This is a genomic window from Pseudomonas sp. S10E 269 (assembly GCF_002798465.1).
Taxonomy (GTDB): Bacteria; Pseudomonadota; Gammaproteobacteria; order Pseudomonadales; family Pseudomonadaceae; genus Aquipseudomonas; species Aquipseudomonas pergaminensis.
On the sequence record NZ_PHIJ01000001.1, the window covers coordinates 3,897,663 to 3,918,204 of the forward strand.

Sequence of the window (20,542 nt, forward strand, 5' to 3'; positions counted from 1 at the left end):
TTAAAAATGTGGGAGGGGGCTTGCCCCCGATTGCGGTGGGGCAGCCACGAATGAGCTGGCTGTTACACCGCCATCGGGGGCAAGCCCCTCCCACATTTGATTTGCGGTGTTCAGGAAGCCCTAGGCGCTGAAGCCACCATCGATGGTCAGGCTTGCACCGGTGATGTAACCGGCTTCTGGCCCAGCCAGGTAGGCAACGAAGCTGGCAATTTCCTCGACATGCCCATACCGACCCACCGGCATCAACCCGATCAGGCTTTCGGCAAAATCGCTGTTGGCCGGGTTCATGTCGGTATCCACCGGCCCAGGCTGCACGTTGTTGATGGTGATACCACGCGGCCCCAGGTCTCGCGCCAAGCCTTTGGTCAACCCCACCAGCGCCGCCTTGCTCATTGCATACGGGCCACCGCCACCAAACGGCATGCGCTCGGCATTGGTACTGCCGATATTGATCACACGACCACCGTCACCCATGTGCTTGGCCGCTTCCTGGGTTGCGATAAACACGCTGCGTACGTTGATCGCCAGGGTCTGGTCAAAGTCTTCCAGCTTGAAGTCTTCCAGCGGCGCGATGGCCAGCACACCGGCGTTGTTCACCAGAATGTCCAGGCGCCCAAAGGCTTCGACCGTGGCGTTGACCGCGTTGCGAATGGCGCCGGCATCGGCACTGTCGGCGTGAATTGCCAGGGCTTTACCGCCTTCGCTGATCACGCTGTTCTGCAGTGCTTCGGCCTTGGCGGCGGAGCTGACGTAGGTAAAGGCGACGGCGGCGCCCTGTGCTGCGAGGCGCTTGACGATGGCGGCGCCGATGCCGCGAGAACCGCCTTGAATCAAGGCGACTTTGCCGCTGAGGTGTTGTGTGGTCATGTCGATCTCCTAGCTGTTCAAGGCGGGATGCCTTGTTGTTGGAACCGAGTATCGACCTCGCCAGCCCCTCCCGGTAGACCGTGATTGCGATAGTCTGTGTAAACCAAAAGTTTAGAGTGGGGCGATATGGAAAGCTTTGGCAGTATCGAATGTTTTGTGCGCAGCGCCGAAGGTGGCAGCTTTGCCGAGGCGGCCCGGCACCTGAGCCTGACCCCGGCAGCCGTCGGCAAAAGTGTCGCCAAGCTGGAGGCGCGCCTGGGTGTGCGCTTGTTCCAGCGCAGCACTCGGCGCCTGACGCTGACCGAGGCTGGCAAACTGTTTCTCGACGAAGTCAGTGGCAGCCTCACCACCATCCAGAACGCCGTGGCCAACCTGGCCAGTGCCGAAGGACGGCCAGTGGGCACGCTCAAGGTCAGCATGGGTACGGTGTTTGGTAATCGCTATGTGGTGCCGCTGCTGGGGACGTTCATGCAGCGGTTTCCGGATATCAGCCCGGACTGGCATTTCGATAACCGCCAGGTCGACCTGATCGGGCAGGGCTTCGATGCCGCCATTGGTGGTGGTTTCGAGCTGCCCCAGGGCGTGGTGGCGCGTAAGTTGACGCCGGCTCATCGCGTGCTGGTGGCGTCACCGGACTACCTGGCGCAACGCGCGCCGGTGTTAACCCCAGAAGACTTGGCGCACTGCACAGGCATTCTTATCCGTTCACCGCAGACCGGTCGCATCCGTTCCTGGCAGTTGACCAGTATCGAGCGTGAACACAGCCCGCTGGTACTCAAGCCGAGCATGACCATGAGCGACTCCGAAGCCGCCTGCTGCGCCAGTGCCCAAGGCTTGGGCATTGCGCTGGTGAGCATGCCGATGGCCGTGCCATTTCTCGACAGCGGTGCAGTCGTGCGTGTGCTGCCCGACTGGTGTGTCGACGACGGCAACATCTCCATTTATTACGCCGAACACAAACTGCTGCCCGGCAAGACCCGGGCGTTTGTAGATTTCATCATTGAGCAGTTTGCCGAGCAGCAGTTGGGGCAGCGATTCAGTGCCATTTGATTGCACGCTCACACCGCATCGCGGCCATCGCAGGCAAGCCAGCTCCCACCTTGGAATGCCTTCCCCTGTGGGAGCTGGGCTTGCCCGCGATGGCCACACCTCGGTCTACCGTCCGAACTGGCCCGGCCAACCGATGACTTTTTTCGGTCTCGGCGTTGCATAGGTCCTGATCTTCGACGTCGACAGCCCCAACCGCACCAGCGACTCGGCAATGGTCACCGCTGCGGTCACGCCATCCACTACCGGCACGCCGGTACGGTAGCGGATCTGTTCATCCAGCCCAGCCATACCACCACAGCCCAGGCAGATTACTTCGGCCTTGTCTTCGCTGATGGCCAGTTCAGCCTGGCGCACGATGGCTTCCATGGCCGCCAGCGGGTCTTCTTCCAGTTCCAGCACCGCCATCCCGCTGGCGCGCACCGAGGCGCAGCGCTGGTAGAGGCCGGCCAGTTTCAGGCGGTCCTCGATCAGCGGCACAGTGCGGTCCAGGGTGGTCACCACCGAATAGGCGTGGCCCAGGAACATGGCCGTGCTGGCGGCGGCTTCGGTGATGTCCACCACCGGCACGTTGAGCAGTTCCTGCAAGCCTTCGCGGCCATGCTCGCCGTAGCCGGCCTGGATCACCGCGTTGAACGGCTGGTCGTAGGCCATCACCCGGTCCATCACCGCGATGGCGGCCAGGTAGCTTTCGAAGTTGCCCTCCACTGACTCCGCGCCGAAGTAAGGGGTGAGCCCGACAATTTCGGTGCCTGGCGCAGCCACGGCCCGCGCCTGCTGGGCGATGGTTTCAGTGATGGATTCGGTGGTGTTGACGTTGACCACGAGGATACGCATGGAAGGTCCTTGATTAATGACTGACGTTATCGACTGCAATGCTTTCGCCGCTGACATCGGCATAGAACGGCTGGCGCTTGGCAATCAGCCCGTACAGCAACCCTGCAATACCGGCGCCAAACATCCAGGAAAACGGTGAAACGCTGGCGAAGCCGGGCAGCAGGGCCAGGAGAATGGCGATCACGGCCGCCGGAATGAACGCCGCCACCGCCCGCAGATTGACGCCACGGCTGTAGTAAAAAACGCCGTTCGGGTCTTCGCTATACAGCTGCGGTACGTCGACCTGGCTTTTACGAATCAGCCAGTAATCGACCATGATCACCCCGTACAACGGGCCCAGCAGCGCGCCCAGGCCAGAGAGGAAATACACGATCACCAGCGGGCTGTTGTAGAGGTTCCACGGCAGGATCAGTACGGCCACCGTGGCGCTAATCAAACCGGCGCGACGAAAGTTCAGGTACTTGGGCGCCAGGTTGCTCAGCACAAAGGCCGGCGCAACGAAATTGGCCATGATGTTCACCGCCACGGTGACGATCAGGAAGGCCAGGCAGCCCAGCACCAGGAAGAAGGTGTTCGGGATTGCGGCGATGATCTCGGTAGGGCTTTCGATCACCCGGCCATTGAGCTGGAACTGCCCGCCGCACAGCAACACGGTGATCGCGGCAAACACCAGGATATTTACCGGCAGGCCCCAGAAGTTGCCGACCTGGATGGTCTTGCGGCAGGGCGAGGAGCGCGCGAAGTCGCAGAAATTGAGGATCAGCGTGCCGTAGATCGCCAGCCACAGCGCGCCACCGGCAAAGATATTGCGCCACATCTCGCCGCCGCTCAGGGGTTCGCGGATCGACCAGGCGATGTTTCCGCCCGTCTGGAAATACATCCAACCGGCCAACGACGCCACGGTCAGCAGAATCACCGGCCCGGCGAAGCCCTCATAGCGGCGCACCATTTCCATGCCGTAGGCCAGGATCACCAACTGCACCAGCCAGATCGCCACAAAACATGCCCAGCCGAGGGACGAAAGGCCAAGGATTGCGTTGTGGTCGTATTCGGCAAAGCCTGGATGAATCGCCGTCAGCAGCACCCGGAAAACCACTGACGCCAGGTAGGTCTGGATACCGAACCAGGCAATCGCAATCACTGCGCGGATCAACGCCGGAATCTGCGCGCCATGGATGCCGAAGCTGATGCGGCTGATTACCGGAAAGGGCACGCCGGTCTTCTGGCCCATATAGCCCGACAGGTTCATGAAGAAGTACACCAGCGCCGCACCAATACCCAACGACAACAGAATCTGCCAGCCGCCCAGGCCCAATGCATACAAGCCAATGGCGAACGAGTAGTTGGCAATGTTGTGCACGTCATTGGTCCACAGCGCGAAGATGCTATAGCGCCCCCAGCGCCGGCCTTCGACTTTGGTGGGTGCCAGGTCCTTGTTATGCAGGCGCGGGCTGAGCACCAATGGACCGGGACGGGTGGCTTCGGGGTTCAGGGAAGAGGAGGGCAGATCCAGTGCGATGTTGTTCGAGAGGCTTGTACGCATTCCGGCAGGCTCCAGCACATCGGCAGCCATGCCGCCGATGGCAAAGTGTATGTAGGTTTTGTATTTATTGTATACAAAGCGTTTTTCACCTTAAGCCACATGCGTGCCAGTTTTCGATCTATGAAAGTGCTGGGTAATTTCGTTTTTATAGGGGATGAATATAAATAGCTGAATTAAAAGCGATATAAATTGACCGTTTGAACAGCTATTTATTTTTTCGAGGAGCGGTGTGAACCGCGATGGGAAATAGCGAGCGAGTAGAGGTGTTACGTTATGGTGCGGCTTTAGAAGAATTGCACACATAAATGGCACCGATCGTTACATCTATGTGTACATGTTGATCGTGCACATAAAACAACTGTGGGAGCGGGCTTGCCCGCGATGACGGAGAATCAGCCACGAAAATTCCGACTGGTCCACCGCCATCGCGGGCAAGCCCGCTCCCACATTGATGACCCGATTGCGAAAAAATCAGGCCTTGCTGATGATATTCCCCGCATGCAGCCCGCATTCCTTCTGCGTGGCTTCCTCCCACCACCAGCGGCCTTCGCGCTCGTGCTGGTTCGGCAGTACCGGGCGGGTGCAGGGCTCGCAGCCGATGCTGATGAAGCCGCGCTCATGCAGGCTGTTGTACGGCAGCTCCAGCATGCGGATGTAACCCCAGACTTCCTCACTGCTCATCTGTGCCAGCGGGTTGAATTTGTACAGGGTGCGTTCCGGTGTGGAGAAGGCCGTGTCGATTTCCAGCGCCGCCACTTGGCTGCGGGTGCCGGGGCTCTGGTCGCGGCGCTGGCCGGTGGCCCAGGCCTTCACGCCTGCAAGTTTACGGCGCAGCGGCTCGATCTTGCGCACACCGCAGCATTCGCCGTGGCCGTCCTTATAGAAGCTGAACAGCCCCTTCTCTTTGACGAAGGGTTCCAGCTTGCTCTGGTCCGGCGAGATCAGCTCGATGTCGATCTTGTAGAAGTCACGCACCTGCTCGATAAACCGGTAGGTCTCCGGGTGCAGGCGGCCGGTGTCGAGGCTGAACACCTTGACGTTCTTGTTCAGCTTCCAGGCCATGTCCACCAGCACCACGTCCTCGGCGCCGCTAAAGGAAATCCACAGGTCATCACCGAACTGGCTGAACGCCAGCTTGAGAATATCCTGGGCGGATTTGTTGGCATAAGTCGCGGCGAGTTCAGCGACGTCGAAGGCTTGGTTCATCAGGACGGTTCCTACAGGTCAGTGGCGCTGAGCGCTCTATAGGGAAGCGATGGTATCAAAATCCGCTCTGCGTTGCGGCGGCGAGCTTGAATCGCTAGAGTTCGGCAGTCCTTTTGCTCGCTCAACCAACAACATACAAATGGGAGTGTCTTGTGGAAATTGCCTGTCTCGACCTGGAAGGGGTGCTGGTTCCGGAAATCTGGATCGCCTTCGCCGAAAAAACCGGTATTGAATCCCTGCGGGCCACCACCCGGGACATTCCCGACTACGACGTACTGATGAAGCAACGCCTGCGTATCCTCGATGAGCACGGGCTCAAGCTGGCCGACATCCAGGAAGTGATCGCCACCCTCAAGCCCCTGGACGGCGCCATCGAGTTCGTCAACTGGCTGCGCGAGCGCTTCCAGGTGGTGATCCTGTCGGACACCTTCTACGAGTTCTCCCAGCCGCTGATGCGCCAACTGGGTTTCCCGACCCTGCTGTGCCACCGCCTCATTACCGACGAAACCGACCGCGTGGTGAGTTACCAACTGCGCCAGAAAGACCCCAAGCGCCAATCGGTATTGGCCTTCAAGAGCCTGTACTACCGGGTGATTGCCGCGGGTGATTCCTACAACGACACCACCATGCTGGGCGAAGCCGACCGTGGGATTCTGTTCCATGCGCCGGAAAATGTGATCCGTGAATTCCCGCAGTTTCCAGCGGTGCATACGTTCGAGGATTTGAAGAAAGAATTTATCAAGGCGTCGAATCGGTCGTTGAGCCTGTAAGTTTTTCAGTGCGGCGGATGGCCTCTTCGCAGGCAAGCCAGCTCCCACATTCGACTGCGTTTATCGTGTAGAAATGCGGCCGAATGTGGGGGCGGGCTTGCTCGCGAAGGGGCCAGTACAGCCACCGTATATTTTCCAGTCAAACCCCTGCAAGCAACCGCTCATAAGGAATACTCAGGCCTTCGTGCAAGCGCTTGATCATCGACAAGCTCAACTTGCGCTTGTGATTGAGCACTTCGGACACCCGCCCACTGGTGCCGATAAATGGCTCCAGGTCCCGGGCGGTCATGCCCAGTTGCTCCATGCGAAATTTGATCGCTCCCACAGGATCCGAGGGCGGCATCGGAAAATGCTCTGCCTCGTACTTCTCAATGAGGACAGCAAGAATTTCCAGCTCGTCACCCTCAGGTGAGCCGATTTCCGCTCCCCATAGTTGCTCCACGCGCGCAAGTGCCGCGGTAAGGTCTTCCTGGGAATGTATAGGTTTGATGTTCATCACACGGTCTCCGCGTTGATCTGGTCGTACTGCGCGTGAGTTCCTACGCGCTTGCGGCGTTGGGTAAGTCGCGCTTTCCAGATGGCGGTACAGCTCGACCAGGGGGGTCTTGGCGTCGGAATAGGCTGGATGGCTTTCCCAGAATATTCGTAGGGTTGAGAGAGCGATTATGCGCATCGCGCTGATCTCCCAATTTGGGAGAATATAGGCGCGGCTGGATGGAGATGCAATCCCGGAAACAATTTCTGACGAGTAAGCAGTCGGTTCATGTGATCCCTCACAGACGGCTAATGGACGGTCCGAGCCGGACGCTATCGTCCGGCCCGAATACAGTCCATAAACGTTCTGATTGAGGTTTTTTCCTGTCGGCCGGCGCTGTCGACGAGAGCCAGGAAAGGCTTGGCTGCTACAGGTTTTCCAGCGTGTGTAACAACACGCGCACCTTGGTCAGCGACTCCTGATACTCCGCTTCCCATTGCGAATCCGCCACGATCCCACCACCGCCCCAGCAGCATATTTGGCCATCCTTCACCAGCAGGCTGCGGATGGCGATCGAGCTGTCCATCTCGCCGCGCACGTCCAGGTACACCAGCGAGCCGCAGTACAGCCCGCGTCGGGTCGGTTCCAGTTCGTCGATGATCTGCATGGCGCGGATCTTCGGCGCGCCAGTGATGGAGCCACCGGGGAAGCTGCCGGCGATCAAGTCGAGGGCGTCTTTGTCGTCGGCCAACTCACCCGTCACGCTGCTCACCAGGTGATGCACATTGGGGTAGCTTTCCAGGCTGAACAACTCCGGCACGCTGACCGAGCCGATGCGACAGGTGCGGCCAAGGTCGTTGCGCAGCAGGTCGACGATCATCAGGTTTTCGGCGCGATCCTTGGGGCTTGCCAGCAGTTCGTCGGCGTTGGCAGCGTCTTCTTCGGGTGTCAGCCCACGTGGGCGGGTGCCTTTGATGGGGCGGGTTTCTACGCGACCCTCGCTGATATGCACGAAACGCTCAGGCGACAGGCTCAGCACCGCACCGTCGTCCGGCAGGCTCTGGAACCCGGAGAAGGGCGTGGGGCAGGCTTCGCGCAGGGCGCAATAAGCCACCCACGGATCGCCGCTGCACGGCGCTCGAAAACGCTGGGCGAAGTTGACTTGGTAGCAATCGCCGGCCTGGATGTAGTCCTGGATACGCAGGATGGCCTGGCGGTAAGCCTCGGCGGTGAGGTCAGGCGCCATCGGGCCCTGAAGTGTGAAGGTGGCCAAGGTGTCGACACGTACCTGGCTGAACAAGGCGATCAGCCGTTGCCGCTCGCTATCGGCCAGTGCCGGGTGAAACACCAATTGACTGGTTTGCGCCTGGTGGTCACTGATCAATGCCCAGGCATACAACCCGAAGCGCGCATCCGGCAGGTGCAGGTCGTCTGCGGCCAAGTGCGGCATGTGCTCCAGGTGCCGGCCGAAGTCATAGCTCAGGTAGCCGATCAGGCCGCCGGCAAACGGCAACTCATAGCCGGCGGGTAGATCCGCTTTACCCAGCTGGGTCAGGTTTTCGCGCAAGCGTTGCAGGAAATCACTACCGCTCTCGTCAGGTGAAACCGTCAGGGTTGCGTGCGGCCAGGCGCTCAGCAGGTCATAACGCCCGCGCTCGGCCGCCGGTCGGCCACTGTCCAGCAGCACGGCACCAGGCGCATGGCGAATCGCCGCAAAATACGCAGCGGGGTTGGCCTGGTAAGGCAGTGGGAATACAGAGCAGGTCGACATGCGAGGCGAATCAGCTATAGGCATAGAAGGGGCGGCAATTGTACCGCATTCCACTGTAGGAGCCGGCTTGCCGGCGATGCGATCTTCAGCCTTCCACAGGTGGAATATGCCCAAACATTTCCTGCACGAACTTCACGCGTTCTTCCGGGGTTTCCGTCACGCCGGCGGCTTTCAGCTCTTCCAGCCGGGCTTCCACTGCATGGGTGCGCAGGGTCAGGCCACAGTCGTTGGCGATCTGGATATTCAGCCCAGGCCGCGCATTCAGCTCCAGGATCAGCGGGCCTTTTTCCTGGTCGAGCACCATGTCCACGCCGATATAGCCCAAGCCGCACAGCTCATAGCAGCCCGCCGCAAGCTTCATGAAACCGTCCCAGTTGGGCAGTTGCACGCCATCCACCGCGTTGGTGGTGTCGGGGTGTTTGGTGATGATGTTGTTCAGCCAGGTGCCCCGCAGGGTCAGGCCGGTCGCGAGGTCGACACCCACGCCAATCGCCCCTTGGTGCAGGTTGGCCTTGCCGCCCGACTGGCGTGTTGGTAAACGCAGCATGGCCATCACCGGGTAGCCCATCAGCACGATGATGCGGATGTCCGGCACGCCTTCATAACTGATGCTCTTGAAGATCTGGTCGGGCACCACGCGGTACTCGATCAGCGCGCGATCACGGTGGCCGCCCAGCGAGTACAGGCCGGTGAGGATGCTGGAGATCTGGTGCTCGATCTCTTCATGGCTGATGATCTTGCCGGACACCGTGCGATAGCGCCCTTCGAAGCGGTCCGCCACCACCAGGATGCCGTCACCGCCGGCGCCCTGGGCCGGCTTGATCACGAAGTCGCTGCGCCCGCCGATGATGTCGTCGAGCTTGTCGATTTCCTTCTCGGTGGAGATCACCCCGTACATTTCCGGCACATGGATGCCGGCGGCCAGCGCACGTTCCTTGGTGATGATCTTGTCATCCACGATCGGGTACAGGCTGCGCTTGTTGTACTTGAGCACGTAGTCGGCGTTACGCCGGTTGATGCCCATGATCCCGCGCGCTTCCAGGGCCTTCCAGGTCTTCCAGAAGCCGAACATTACGAATCAGCCTTGAGGAAGGCCTTGAAACGCACCAGCTCGGTCAGGCGGTAGCCGCGATAACGACCCATGGCCAGCATGAAACCCACCAGGATCAGCAGGACCGCCGGGAACGTAAACACGAAGTAGACCAGTTCCGGCACGCTCATGATCAGGTGCGCCAGGGATGCGGCGAACAGCGTACCAATCGCCACTTTCAGCGCATGGTTGGCGCCGCGTTCTTCCCAGGTGATCGACAGGCGTTCGATGGTCATGGTCAGGATCACCATCGGGAACAAGGCCACCGACAACCCACGCTCCAGGCCCAATTTATGGCTGAACAGGCTGATGGCCGCGATCAGCACCACCACGAAGGTGAGCACCACCGACAGCCGCGGCAGCATCTGCAGCTTCAAGTGTTCCAGGTACGACCTGAGGGACAGCCCCAGCGCCGTGATAATCGTGAACAGCACAATCCCGAAGCCCAACTGCGTCTCGCGGAACGCCAGGGCGATCAACACCGGGGTGAACGTGCCCAGGGTCTGCAGGCCGATCAGGTTGCGCAGGATCAGGATCACCAGCACGCCAATCGGGATCATCACCATGATCATGAAGGTCTGCTGGGTCTGCAGCGGCAGGCCGTACAGCGAGTATTCGAGGAAGTTGGCGTCGGTGTTCTCGTCGGTCAGCTTGGCCAGGCGAATCGCATTCATCTCGCTGTTGTTCAGGCTGAAGGTGACCACGGCTTTCTTACCGCCATCGACGGTGATCAGGTTCTCATCACCGGTCCACCACAGCAGGCGGTCGGCCGGCAGGCCCTGTTCGCCGGTTTCCGGGTTGAAGTACAACCAGTCGCTGCCATTAAAGCTGCGCAGCCACAGTTCCGGGGCTTGCGGTTGGTCGGCTACCAGGCGGATGGTGTGGACCTTTTCGACCGGCACGTGGGCGATAGACAGCACCAACTCGACGATCTTGGCGCGCTTGGCAACCGAGGTGTCGGCGCCCAGCAGCAGTTTGACGCTGTCGTCATTGAGGTTGTTGGTGCGCTTGATGGCTTCGCTGACGAAGGTTTCGACGTCGGCCGAGTGCTGGCGAATCGGTGCCAGCAGAGCCTCGGCGGCGATTTTCTCCGGGCCTTCTACCGCAATGCTGTCGCGAAAGGTCGGCCCCTTCAGCTTGACCTTGTCGGCTCGGTCTCGCTTGATCAACACCACGCGGTAATACAGCGTCTGGTTGCCCTTGGCCCGGCGCGCAGACCAGGTGACTTTGCGGTTGCCGTCGGTCCGGTTGACGCTGACCCCGTAGTTATTGGAGATAAAACTTTCGTTCAGGCTCACGTAGTCGCGGTTCAGGGGCGGCACAAACATCTGGATCTTCACCGGGTCCTTGGCGCTGGCAACAAACTCGACCTTGGCGTCGACGTTCCACAAGTCATCGGTGGCATTCTCGGTCACGGGGATCCCCTGCACGAAAATCTGGTAGGCGGTGACCGAAATACCCAGGACCACCAGGATGGTGATCAGGATTCTCAGGTGCAGGGTCAGAGAGCGCATTCGGTTTACTCGGCGGTATGAGCGTCGGCGGCGCAGGCAGGTTTGCCTGCTGCGTATTTAAGACTGGGGTCGACCAGCGCATCAAAGCGCTTCAGCGCTTCGGAGCCAATCAGCAGCGGATATTGGAATGCGCTGCGGTCAGTCAAGTTCACTTCGATGCTGCGTAAAGCGGTGCCCATGCAGATATCCAGGGCAATCACAGGACGGGCGGTGTAGTTCTTGTCCTCATCGGGGTCGTAGTCACCGGCGCGGCGCTTGATCTTGCTCACGCGGGCCAGGGGGCGTTCGATGGGGTGGGAATGGGCGGTGTCGATGGCCAGATAGAAGCGCACCCAGGATTCGCCGTTGCGCTTGAAGCGCTTGATATCACGGGCACTGAGGGACGCGGTCTTGGCACCGGTGTCCAGTTTGGCGGCGACTTCCAGGTCGATTCCGGCCAGTTGGGCATATTCGTTGAGGCCATACACGGTCTTCTCGGCGGCAGCGCCGAGGCTGGGTGCGGTCAACAGGCACATCAATAGAAGGAAGGGTTTGAGTCTCATAGATCCCGAGGCGGCAGTGCGATGTTCAATTCAAGGCGACTGGCATTGCTGCGCAAACTCCCTCGTACGCCGTTTCATCCAATGATGTCAGGCAAAAGTGGCGGGCATTCTAACATGATGCTTTTTTGGCGCCAGCGCTGGCAGCCGGCCATGCCCCGATAGGGTGCAACAGCAGTTATTAGACGATTGTCGACAATGTGGATTTATTCTTTGACTATCCTGGGCTGATTGGCTAGTTTTTGCGGCATTGCTTTTAAAGGTGTCGACAATATGCTGGATCAGCTGGAAACCCCAGTGATGGCGCAAGACGATTCGCAGACGATGTCCGAGAACGTCTTCCGGCGTATCCAGGCCGCCATCGTCAAGGGTGAGATCGCCCCCGGCAGCAAGATCTCCGAGCCGGAACTGGCGCGCACCTACGGCATCAGCCGCGGCCCATTGCGCGAGGCGATCCACCGCCTGGAAGGCCAGCGCCTGCTGGTGCGCGTGCCGCATGTCGGCGCGCGTGTGGTGTCCTTGACCCACGCCGAGCTGATCGAACTCTATGAAATCCGCGAATCCCTCGAAGGCATGGCGTGCCGCCTGGCAGCCGAGCGCATGACGGACGCGGAGATCGAAGAGCTGCGCCAAGTGCTGCACACCCACGAACGCGACGAAGCCTTCCGGGCCGGTGTCGGCTATTACCAGCAGGAAGGCGACTTCGATTTTCATTACCGGATAATTCAAGGCGCCGGTAATCGCACCCTCACTCAAATGCTCTGCGGCGAGCTGTACCAATTGGTGCGCATGTACCGCATCCAGTTTTCCGCCACCCCCAATCGTCCACGCCAGGCCTTTGCCGAGCACCACCGCATTCTTGACGCGATTGCCGATCGCGACGGTGAACTGGCCGAACTGTTGATGCGCCGGCATATCGGCGCGTCCAAACGCAACATTGCCCGTCACTTCCCGGACGGTGCTGCCCAATCACGAGGTGAATGATGACTTCCAATAACAAGAGCACCCCAGGCCAGCGTTTCCGTGACGCCGTCGCCAGTGAACACCCCTTGCAGGTGGTGGGCGCGATCAATGCCAACCATGCGCTGCTGGCCAAGCGCGCTGGGTTCAAGGCGATCTACCTGTCAGGCGGCGGTGTAGCGGCCGGCTCCCTCGGCGTGCCGGACCTGGGCATCACCGGCCTGGATGACGTGCTGACCGACGTGCGCCGCATCACCGACGTCTGCGACCTGCCGCTGCTCGTGGACGTCGACACCGGCTTCGGTTCCTCGGCGTTCAACGTGGCGCGCACCGTCAAGTCGATGATCAAGTTCGGCGCGGCCGCGATCCATATCGAAGACCAGGTCGGCGCCAAGCGCTGCGGCCACCGCCCGAACAAGGAAATCGTGTCCCAACAGGAAATGGTCGACCGCATCAAGGCTGCCGTGGACGCGCGCACCGATGACAGCTTCGTGATCATGGCGCGTACCGATGCCCTGGCCGTCGAAGGCCTGGAATCTGCCCTTGAACGTGCAGCCGCCTGCATCGAGGCCGGCGCCGACATGGTGTTCCCGGAAGCCATCACCGAGTTGGACATGTACAAGCTGTTCGCCTCCCGTGTGAAAGCGCCGATCCTGGCCAACATCACCGAGTTCGGCGCCACGCCGCTGTACACCACCGAACAGTTGAAATCTGCTGATGTTTCCATCGTGCTGTACCCGCTCTCGGCCTTCCGCGCCATGAACAAGGCGGCCGAAAATGTCTACACCGCGATCCGTCGCGACGGTACCCAACAGAACGTGATCGACACCATGCAGACCCGCATGGAGCTTTACGATCGCATCGACTACCACACCTTCGAGCAGAAGCTCGACGCGCTGTTTGCCGCCAAGAAATAAATGCCTGACGAACAACTGTAGGAGCCGGCTTGCCGGCGATTGCGCCTTCGAACCTGGCGCAAGCCTCAAGGGCCGATCGCCGGCAAGCCGGCTCCTACAGGGCCGCGATTAACCAAGGCCTCCTTATAAATACAAGATTGGAGAAGAGAAATGGCTGAAGCAAAAGTATTGAGTGGCGCCGGCCTGCGTGGCCAGGTGGCCGGGCAGACTGCACTGTCCACCGTGGGCCAGGCCGGTGCTGGCCTGACCTATCGCGGCTACGACGTGCGCGAACTCGCCGCCGATGCGCAATTTGAAGAAGTCGCGTACTTGCTGCTGTACGGCGAACTGCCGAGCAAAGCCGAGCTGGCGGCCTACAGCGCCAAGCTGAGCAAGTTGCGCGACCTGCCGCAAGCGCTGAAAGAAGTGCTGGAACGCATTCCCGCCGACGCCCACCCGATGGACGTGATGCGCACCGGTTGCTCGTTCCTGGGCAATATCGAGCCAGAAAAAGACTTCAGCGTGCAGCGCGACATCACCGACCGCCTGCTCGCCGCCTTCCCGGCGATCATGTGCTACTGGTACCGCTTCAGCCACGACGGCAAACGCATCGACTGCGTGACCGATGAGCCGACCATCGGCGGCCACTTCCTGCACCTGCTGCATGGCAAGCAACCGAGCGAGCTGCACGTCAAGGTGATGAACGTGTCGTTGATCCTTTACGCCGAGCACGAATTCAACGCCTCGACCTTCACTGCACGGGTGTGTGCCTCGACCCTGTCCGACCTGTATTCCTGCGTCACCGCCGCCATCGGCTCCCTGCGTGGCCCGCTGCACGGTGGTGCCAACGAAGCGGCGATGGAGATGATCGAGCGCTTCTCGTCCGCTGAAGAAGCGGTGGAAGGCACCCTCGGTATGCTGGCGCGCAAGGACAAGATCATGGGCTTTGGCCACGCGATCTACAAAGACAACGACCCGCGTAATGAAGTGATCAAGGGCTGGTCGAAAAAACTCGCTGACGAAGTAGGTGACAAGGTGCTGTTCCCGGTCTCCGAAGCCATCGACAAAACCATGTGGGAGCAGAAGAAGCTGTTCCCTAACGCCGACTTCTACCATGCCTCGGCGTACCACTTCATGGGCATCCCGACCAAGCTGTTCACGCCGATTTTCGTGTGCTCGCGCCTGACGGGCTGGGCTGCCCACGTGTTCGAGCAGCGCGCCAACAACCGCATCATCCGTCCAAGCGCCGAATACACCGGCGTAGAGCAGCGCAAGTTCGTGCCAATCGAACGTCGCTGAATGGAGAAACCGCTGAACCCGGGGTGAAACCGGATCAAAAATGTGGGAGCGGGCTTGCTCGCGAAAGCGGTGTGTCATTCAACACACATGGCGACTGTTAAACCGCCTTCGCGAGCAAGCCCGCTCCCACCTTTTGATCGCATTCTCTCCCAGGATCCGTGGGCTCCTTTTGCAACCACCGTGACCGAGTCCTGACGATGAACACTGAATTCCGCAAACCGCTCCCCGGCAGCCGCCTGGACTACTTCGACGCCCGTGCGGCCGTTGAAGCAATCACCCCCGGCGCCTACGCCACCTTGCCCTACACCTCCCGCGTGCTTGCGGAAAACCTGGTGCGTCGCTGTGACCCGGCCACCCTCAACGCGTCCCTGAGCCAGTTGATCGAGCGCAAGCGCGACCTCGACTTCCCCTGGTTCCCGGCGCGTGTGGTGTGCCATGACATTCTCGGCCAGACCGCGCTGGTCGACCTCGCCGGCCTGCGCGATGCCATCGCCCAGCAAGGCGGCGACCCGGCCCAGGTCAACCCGGTGGTGCCGACCCAACTGATCGTCGACCACTCCCTGGCCGTCGAAGCCGGTGGTTTTGACCCGGACGCGTTCGAGAAGAACCGCGCCATTGAAGACCGTCGCAACGAAGACCGTTTTCACTTTATCGAGTGGACCAAAAAAGCCTTCAAGAACGTCGATGTGATTCCGCCTGGCAACGGCATCATGCACCAGATCAACCTGGAGAAAATGTCCCCGGTGATCCAGGTGCGCGACGGCGTGGCCTTCCCGGACACCTGCGTCGGCACCGACAGTCACACCCCCCATGTAGATGCCTTGGGCGTGATCGCCATCGGCGTCGGCGGCCTCGAAGCCGAGAGCGTGATGCTCGGCCGCGCGTCGTGGATGCGCCTGCCGGAAAGCGTCGGCGTGGAACTCACCGGCAAGCTGCTGCCGGGCATCACCGCCACCGACATGGTGCTGGCGCTGACCGAGTTCCTGCGTAAACAGAAAGTGGTGGGCGCCTGGCTGGAGTTCTTCGGCGAAGGTGCTTCGGCACTGACCCTGGGCGACCGCGCGACCATCTCCAACATGGCCCCGGAATACGGCGCCACCGCGGCGATGTTCTACATCGACCAGCAGACCATCGCCTACCTGAAACTCACAGGCCGTGAAGACGAACAAGTCACCCTGGTGGAGCAATACGCTCGCCACACCGGCTTGTGGGCCGACGACCTCAAGGGCGCGCAATACGAGCGTGGTCTCACCTTCGACCTGTCCAGCGTCGTGCGCAACATGGCCGGCCCGAGCAACCCGCACGCCCGCGTGGCCACCAGTGACCTGGCCTCCAAAGGCATCTCCGGCCAGTGGGATGACGTGCCGGGGCAAATGCCCGACGGCGCGGTGATCATCGCGGCCATCACTAGCTGCACCAACACTAGCAACCCGCGCAACGTGATTGCCGCAGGCCTGCTGGCGCGCAATGCCAACAAGCTTGGGCTGATCCGCAAGCCATGGGTCAAATCGTCCCTCGCCCCCGGTTCGAAAACCGTGGCCATGTACCTCGAAGACGCGGGCCTGGGCCACGAGTTGGAGAAGCTCGGTTTTGGCGTGGTGGCCTTCGCCTGCACCACCTGCAATGGCATGTCTGGAGCGCTGGACCCGGTAATCCAGCAGGAAATCATCGACCGCGACCTGTACGCCACCGCTGTGCTCTCGGGCAACCGCAACTTCGACGGGCGCATTCACCCGTACGCCAAGCAAGCCTTCCTCGCGTCGCCGCCGCTGGTGGTGGCGTATGCGATTGCCGGTACCATCCGTTTCGACATCGAGAAAGACGTGCTCGGCCTCGATGCCAACGGCAAGGAAATCCGCCTGCAGGACATCTGGCCGAGCGACGAAGAGATCGACGCAGTGGTCAAGGCTTCGGTGAAACCTGAGCAGTTCCGCGCGGTGTATATCCCGATGTTCGCCATCCACGAAGACACCGGCCCGAAAGTCGCGCCGCTGTACGACTGGCGTCCGCAAAGTACCTATATCCGCCGTCCACCCTACTGGGAGGGCGCGCTGGCCGGCGCACGTCCGCTCAAGGGCATGCGCCCGTTGGCGGTGCTGCCGGACAACATCACCACCGATCACCTGTCGCCGTCCAACGCGATCATGCTCGACAGCGCCGCCGGCGAATACCTGGCGAAAATGGGCCTGCCGGAAGTGGACTTCAACTCGTACGCAACGCATCGCGGCGACCATCTGACTGCGCAGCGCGCGACCTTCGCCAACCCGAAACTGTTCAACGAAATGGTGGTTGAAAACGGCAAGGTCAAGCAGGGTTCCCTGGCGCGTATCGAGCCCGAAGGCCAGGTCACGCGGATGTGGGAAGCCATCGAGACCTACATGGAACGCAAGCAGCCGCTGATCATCATCGCCGGCGCCGACTACGGCCAGGGTTCGTCCCGCGACTGGGCGGCCAAGGGCGTGCGCCTGGCCGGTGTGGAAGCGATTGCCGCTGAAGGTTTCGAGCGCATCCACCGCACCAACCTGGTGGGCATGGGCGTGTTGCCGCTGGAGTTCCTGCCGGGCACCGACCGCAACACCCTGAAGATCGATGGCAGCGAGACTTACGACGTGGTCGGTGCGCGCACCCCGCGTGCGCAGTTGACCCTGGTGATCAATCGCAAGAATGGCGAACGTGTCGAAGTGCCGGTGACCTGCCGCCTGGACACCGCTGAAGAAGTGTCGATCTACGAGGCGGGCGGCGTGTTGCAACGTTTTGCCCAGGACTTCCTGGAATCGGCGGCGACGGCCTGAGAGGTAACCATGGCACACGCAGCGCAAATCAAGATCCCCGCCATCTACATGCGTGGCGGCACCAGCAAGGGCGTATTTTTCAGCCTCAAGGACCTGCCCGCATCGGCGCAGATGCCGGGTGCCGCGCGCGACGCCTTGCTGTTGCGGGTGATCGGCAGTCCCGATCCTTACGACAAGCAAATCGACGGCATGGGTGGCGCTACATCGAGCACCAGCAAAACCGTGATCCTGGCTAAAAGTACCCGCGCCGATCACGACGTGGACTACCTGTTTGGCCAGGTCTCCATCGACAAACCGTTTGTGGACTGGAGCGGCAACTGCGGCAACCTGTCGGCCGCGGTTGGCTCCTTCGCCATCAGCGCAGGCCTGGTCGACCCGGCCCGTGTGCCCCATAACGGCGTGGCCGTGGTGCGGGTGTGGCAGGCCAATATCGGCAAGACCATCATCGCCCACGTGCCAATCACTGACGGTGCGGTGCAGGAAACCGGCGACTTCGAACTCGACGGCGTAACCTTCCCGGCCGCCGAAGTGCAGTTGGAATTCATGGACCCGGCGGCAGAAGAAGAGGGCGGTGGCGGCTCGATGTTCCCCACCGGCAACCTGGTCGACGACCTGGAAGTGCCCGGTGTCGGCACCTTCAAGGCCACGCTGATCAATGCCGGCATCCCGACGATTTTCATCAACGCCGAAGACCTCGGCTACACCGGCACCGAGCTGCAAGGCGCGATCAACAGCGACCCCAAGGCCCTGGCGATGTTCGAAACCGTGCGGGCCCACGGCGCCTTGCGCATGGGCCTGATCAAGCACCTGGACGAAGCCGCCCAGCGCCAGCACACGCCGAAAGTGGCATTCGTGGCCAAGCCTGCGGATTACGTGGCGTCCAGTGGCAAGGCGATCAAGGCGGGTGATGTGGACCTGCTGGTGCGGGCGCTGTCCATGGGCAAGCTGCACCACGCGATGATGGGCACGGCGGCGGTGGCGATTGGCACCGCGGCGGCGATTTCCGGGACGTTGGTCAACCTCGCAGCCGGTGGTGTCGAGCGTAACGCAGTGCGCTTCGGGCATCCGTCCGGCACGTTGCGCGTGGGCGCTGAAGCCACTCAGGTGAACGGCGAATGGGTGGTGAAGAAAGCCATCATGAGCCGCAGCGCGCGCGTGCTGATGGAAGGCTTCGTGCGCGTCCCCGGCGACGCCTTCTAAGGTTCAATACTGGACCCATGTGGGAGCGGGCTTGCTCGCGAATGCGGTGGAACGGTGACATTTCAGTGCCTGACACACCGCCTTCGCGAGCAAGCCCGCTCCCACAGGAGATATCTATTCCAAGGCAGGCATCCAAGATCTGCTTTTTGACAACCGTGAGCCCGAGGACTGATCCCAACCCTCTTCTTGGAGTACTGCCATGAGCGCCAACGTCGACCAGAACAATCGTCCCGACTATGACCAAGTCCTGCAGGACATCGCCGACTATGTCCTCACTTACCGGATCGATTCCCAGGACGCACTGGACACCGCCCGCAACTGCCTGATGGACACCTTGGGCTGCGGCCTGCTGGCCCTGCGTTTCCCCGAATGCACCAAGCACCTGGGGCCGATCGTCGAGGGCACGGTGGTGCCGTTTGGCGCGCGGGTGCCGGGCACGTCGTTCCGGTTGGATCCGGTCAAGGCCGCGTGGGACATCGGCTGCATCGTGCGGTGGCTCGATTACAACGACACCTGGCTCGCCGCCGAATGGGGCCATCCCTCGGATAACCTCGGCGGCATCCTCGCCGTGGCCGATCACCTGTCGCAAAAGCGCGTGGCCAATGGCGACGCACCGTTGACCATGCGCGCAGTGCTGGAAGCGATGATCATGGCCCACGAAATCCAAGGCGTGATTGCCCTGGAAAACTCCTTCAACCGCGTGGGCCTTGACCATGTGCTGTTGGTGAAAGTCGCCTCCACGGCGGTCACCGCCAAGCTGATGGGCGCCAACCGTGAGCAACTGTTGGCAGCCTTGTCCCATGCATTTGTGGACGGGCAGGCGCTGCGCACTTATCGCCATGCGCCGAATGCCGGCTCGCGCAAATCCTGGGCCGCGGGCGATGCCTCCAGTCGGGGCGTACGCCTGGCGGATATCGCGCTGCGCGGCGAGATGGGCATTCCTGGCGTATTGAGCGCGCCGCAATGGGGGTTCTACGATGTGTTGTTCAGCCACACCAACAAGGACCTGGCGCTCAAGCCGCAGGACAAGCGCGCGTTCAGCCTGTCCCAGGCCTACGGCACCTATGTGATGGAAAACGTGCTGTTCAAGATCAGCTTCCCCGCCGAGTTTCACGCACAAACTGCTTGCGAAGCGGCGGTGACGTTGCACCCGTTGGTGAAAGATCGCCTGCATGCAATCGAGCGCATCGTGATCACCACCCATGAATCGGCGATTCGCATCATCTCCAAGGTCGGCCAACTGGCCAACGCCGCCGACCGCGACCATTGCCTGCAATACATGACGGCGGTGCCGCTGGCGTTCGGCAACCTGGTGGCCGAGCAGTACGAGGATGAATTCCACGCCGCGCATCCGATCATCGATGAACTGCGGGACAAGATGGTCATCGTCGAAGACCCGCGCTACAGCCGTGAATACCTGGAGGCCGACAAGCGCTCCATTGCCAACGCGGTTCAGGTGTTCTTCAAGGATGGCACGCATACCGAACAGGTGGCGGTGGAATACCCGATCGGCCATCGCCGCCGCCGGGTGGACGGCATTCCATTGCTCGAAGACAAGTTCAAGGCCAACCTGGCGACGCGGTTCACCGGACAGCGCAGTGCCGAGATTTTTGCGCTGTGCAAGGACCAGGCACGGCTTGAGGCCACCCCAGTCAATCGGTTTGTGGACCTGTTCGTGATCTAAGCCGTTACAGGGTCAATGTGGGAGCTGGCTTGCCTGCGATAGCATCACGTCG

The 20,542-nt window shown here is 61.1% G+C and carries 17 protein-coding genes; 8 read left to right on the forward strand and 9 right to left on the reverse strand.

Annotated elements, in window-relative coordinates; genetic code table 11:
- Positions 1-120: 120 nt before the first annotated feature.
- Positions 121-867, reverse strand: a complete 747-nt coding sequence (locus CWC48_RS18195; protein ID WP_100492323.1) for a 3-oxoacyl-ACP reductase family protein — start codon at positions 865-867, stop codon at positions 121-123.
- 126 nt (positions 868-993) lie between these two features.
- On the opposite strand from CWC48_RS18195, the gene CWC48_RS18200 reads away from it, so the two are divergent.
- Positions 994-1,917: a LysR family transcriptional regulator gene (locus tag CWC48_RS18200; RefSeq protein ID WP_078049769.1), complete on the forward strand. Its 924-nt coding sequence runs from the start codon at positions 994-996 to the stop codon at positions 1,915-1,917.
- Positions 1,918-2,022: 105 nt separating this feature from the next.
- Here CWC48_RS18200 and CWC48_RS18205 read toward each other — a convergent pair whose 3' ends face one another.
- The 3 genes from CWC48_RS18205 to CWC48_RS18215 form a co-directional block, all read right to left on the reverse strand.
- Complete coding sequence (locus CWC48_RS18205) at positions 2,023-2,751, reverse strand: aspartate/glutamate racemase family protein (RefSeq protein ID WP_100492324.1); 729 nt, start codon at positions 2,749-2,751, stop codon at positions 2,023-2,025.
- Positions 2,752-2,764: 13 nt separating this feature from the next.
- Positions 2,765-4,294, reverse strand: coding sequence for an NCS1 family nucleobase:cation symporter-1 (locus CWC48_RS18210; RefSeq protein ID WP_100492325.1), 1,530 nt, complete (start codon positions 4,292-4,294; stop codon positions 2,765-2,767).
- A 471-nt stretch (positions 4,295-4,765) separates the two neighbouring features.
- Positions 4,766-5,500: a phosphoadenylyl-sulfate reductase gene (locus CWC48_RS18215; protein WP_100492326.1), complete on the reverse strand. Its 735-nt coding sequence runs from the start codon at positions 5,498-5,500 to the stop codon at positions 4,766-4,768.
- Positions 5,501-5,652: 152 nt separating this feature from the next.
- Between CWC48_RS18215 and thrH the strand changes: the two genes are divergently transcribed.
- Positions 5,653-6,270, forward strand: coding sequence for a bifunctional phosphoserine phosphatase/homoserine phosphotransferase ThrH (gene thrH, locus CWC48_RS18220; RefSeq protein WP_099493619.1), 618 nt, complete (start codon positions 5,653-5,655; stop codon positions 6,268-6,270).
- 139 nt (positions 6,271-6,409) lie between these two features.
- Here thrH and CWC48_RS18225 read toward each other — a convergent pair whose 3' ends face one another.
- The 5 genes from CWC48_RS18225 to CWC48_RS18245 form a co-directional block, all read right to left on the reverse strand.
- Positions 6,410-6,766: a type II toxin-antitoxin system HigA family antitoxin gene (locus CWC48_RS18225; protein ID WP_100492327.1), complete on the reverse strand. Its 357-nt coding sequence runs from the start codon at positions 6,764-6,766 to the stop codon at positions 6,410-6,412.
- A 406-nt stretch (positions 6,767-7,172) separates the two neighbouring features.
- The gene (pabB, locus tag CWC48_RS18230) at positions 7,173-8,516 is read right to left on the reverse strand and encodes an aminodeoxychorismate synthase component I (protein WP_100492328.1); all 1,344 of its coding nucleotides are present in this window, start codon (positions 8,514-8,516) and stop codon (positions 7,173-7,175) included.
- 85 nt (positions 8,517-8,601) lie between these two features.
- Positions 8,602-9,588, reverse strand: a complete 987-nt coding sequence (locus tag CWC48_RS18235; protein ID WP_016979244.1) for an alpha-L-glutamate ligase-like protein — start codon at positions 9,586-9,588, stop codon at positions 8,602-8,604.
- Positions 9,588-11,120: an inactive transglutaminase family protein gene (locus tag CWC48_RS18240; protein ID WP_078049762.1), complete on the reverse strand. Its 1,533-nt coding sequence runs from the start codon at positions 11,118-11,120 to the stop codon at positions 9,588-9,590. Before CWC48_RS18240 ends, CWC48_RS18235 begins: the two co-directional genes overlap by 1 nt.
- Positions 11,121-11,125: 5 nt before the next feature.
- The gene (locus CWC48_RS18245; protein ID WP_058427391.1) at positions 11,126-11,662 is read right to left on the reverse strand and encodes an ATP-dependent zinc protease; all 537 of its coding nucleotides are present in this window, start codon (positions 11,660-11,662) and stop codon (positions 11,126-11,128) included.
- A 270-nt stretch (positions 11,663-11,932) separates the two neighbouring features.
- On the opposite strand from CWC48_RS18245, the gene CWC48_RS18250 reads away from it, so the two are divergent.
- The 6 genes from CWC48_RS18250 (at position 11,933) to prpD (ending at position 20,490) form a co-directional block, all read left to right on the forward strand.
- The gene (locus tag CWC48_RS18250; RefSeq protein WP_100492329.1) at positions 11,933-12,643 is read left to right on the forward strand and encodes a GntR family transcriptional regulator; all 711 of its coding nucleotides are present in this window, start codon (positions 11,933-11,935) and stop codon (positions 12,641-12,643) included.
- Entirely contained in the window at positions 12,643-13,536 is an 894-nt protein-coding gene (gene prpB, locus CWC48_RS18255) for a methylisocitrate lyase (RefSeq protein WP_078049760.1), read from the forward strand. Before CWC48_RS18250 ends, prpB begins: the two co-directional genes overlap by 1 nt.
- A gap of 150 nt (positions 13,537-13,686) precedes the next feature.
- Positions 13,687-14,814 carry a 2-methylcitrate synthase gene (gene prpC, locus CWC48_RS18260; RefSeq protein WP_078049759.1) on the forward strand — a complete coding sequence of 376 codons (1,128 nt, stop codon included), beginning with the start codon at positions 13,687-13,689 and terminating at the stop codon, positions 14,812-14,814.
- A 197-nt stretch (positions 14,815-15,011) separates the two neighbouring features.
- Positions 15,012-17,606, forward strand: a complete 2,595-nt coding sequence (acnD, locus tag CWC48_RS18265; RefSeq protein WP_100492330.1) for a Fe/S-dependent 2-methylisocitrate dehydratase AcnD — start codon at positions 15,012-15,014, stop codon at positions 17,604-17,606.
- A gap of 9 nt (positions 17,607-17,615) precedes the next feature.
- Positions 17,616-18,806 (forward strand): 2-methylaconitate cis-trans isomerase PrpF, encoded by a 1,191-nt coding sequence (gene prpF, locus CWC48_RS18270; RefSeq protein WP_100492331.1) that lies wholly within the window; start codon positions 17,616-17,618, stop codon positions 18,804-18,806.
- Positions 18,807-19,005: 199 nt separating this feature from the next.
- Entirely contained in the window at positions 19,006-20,490 is a 1,485-nt protein-coding gene (prpD, locus tag CWC48_RS18275; protein ID WP_078049756.1) for a 2-methylcitrate dehydratase, read from the forward strand.
- Positions 20,491-20,542: the final 52 nt, after the last annotated feature.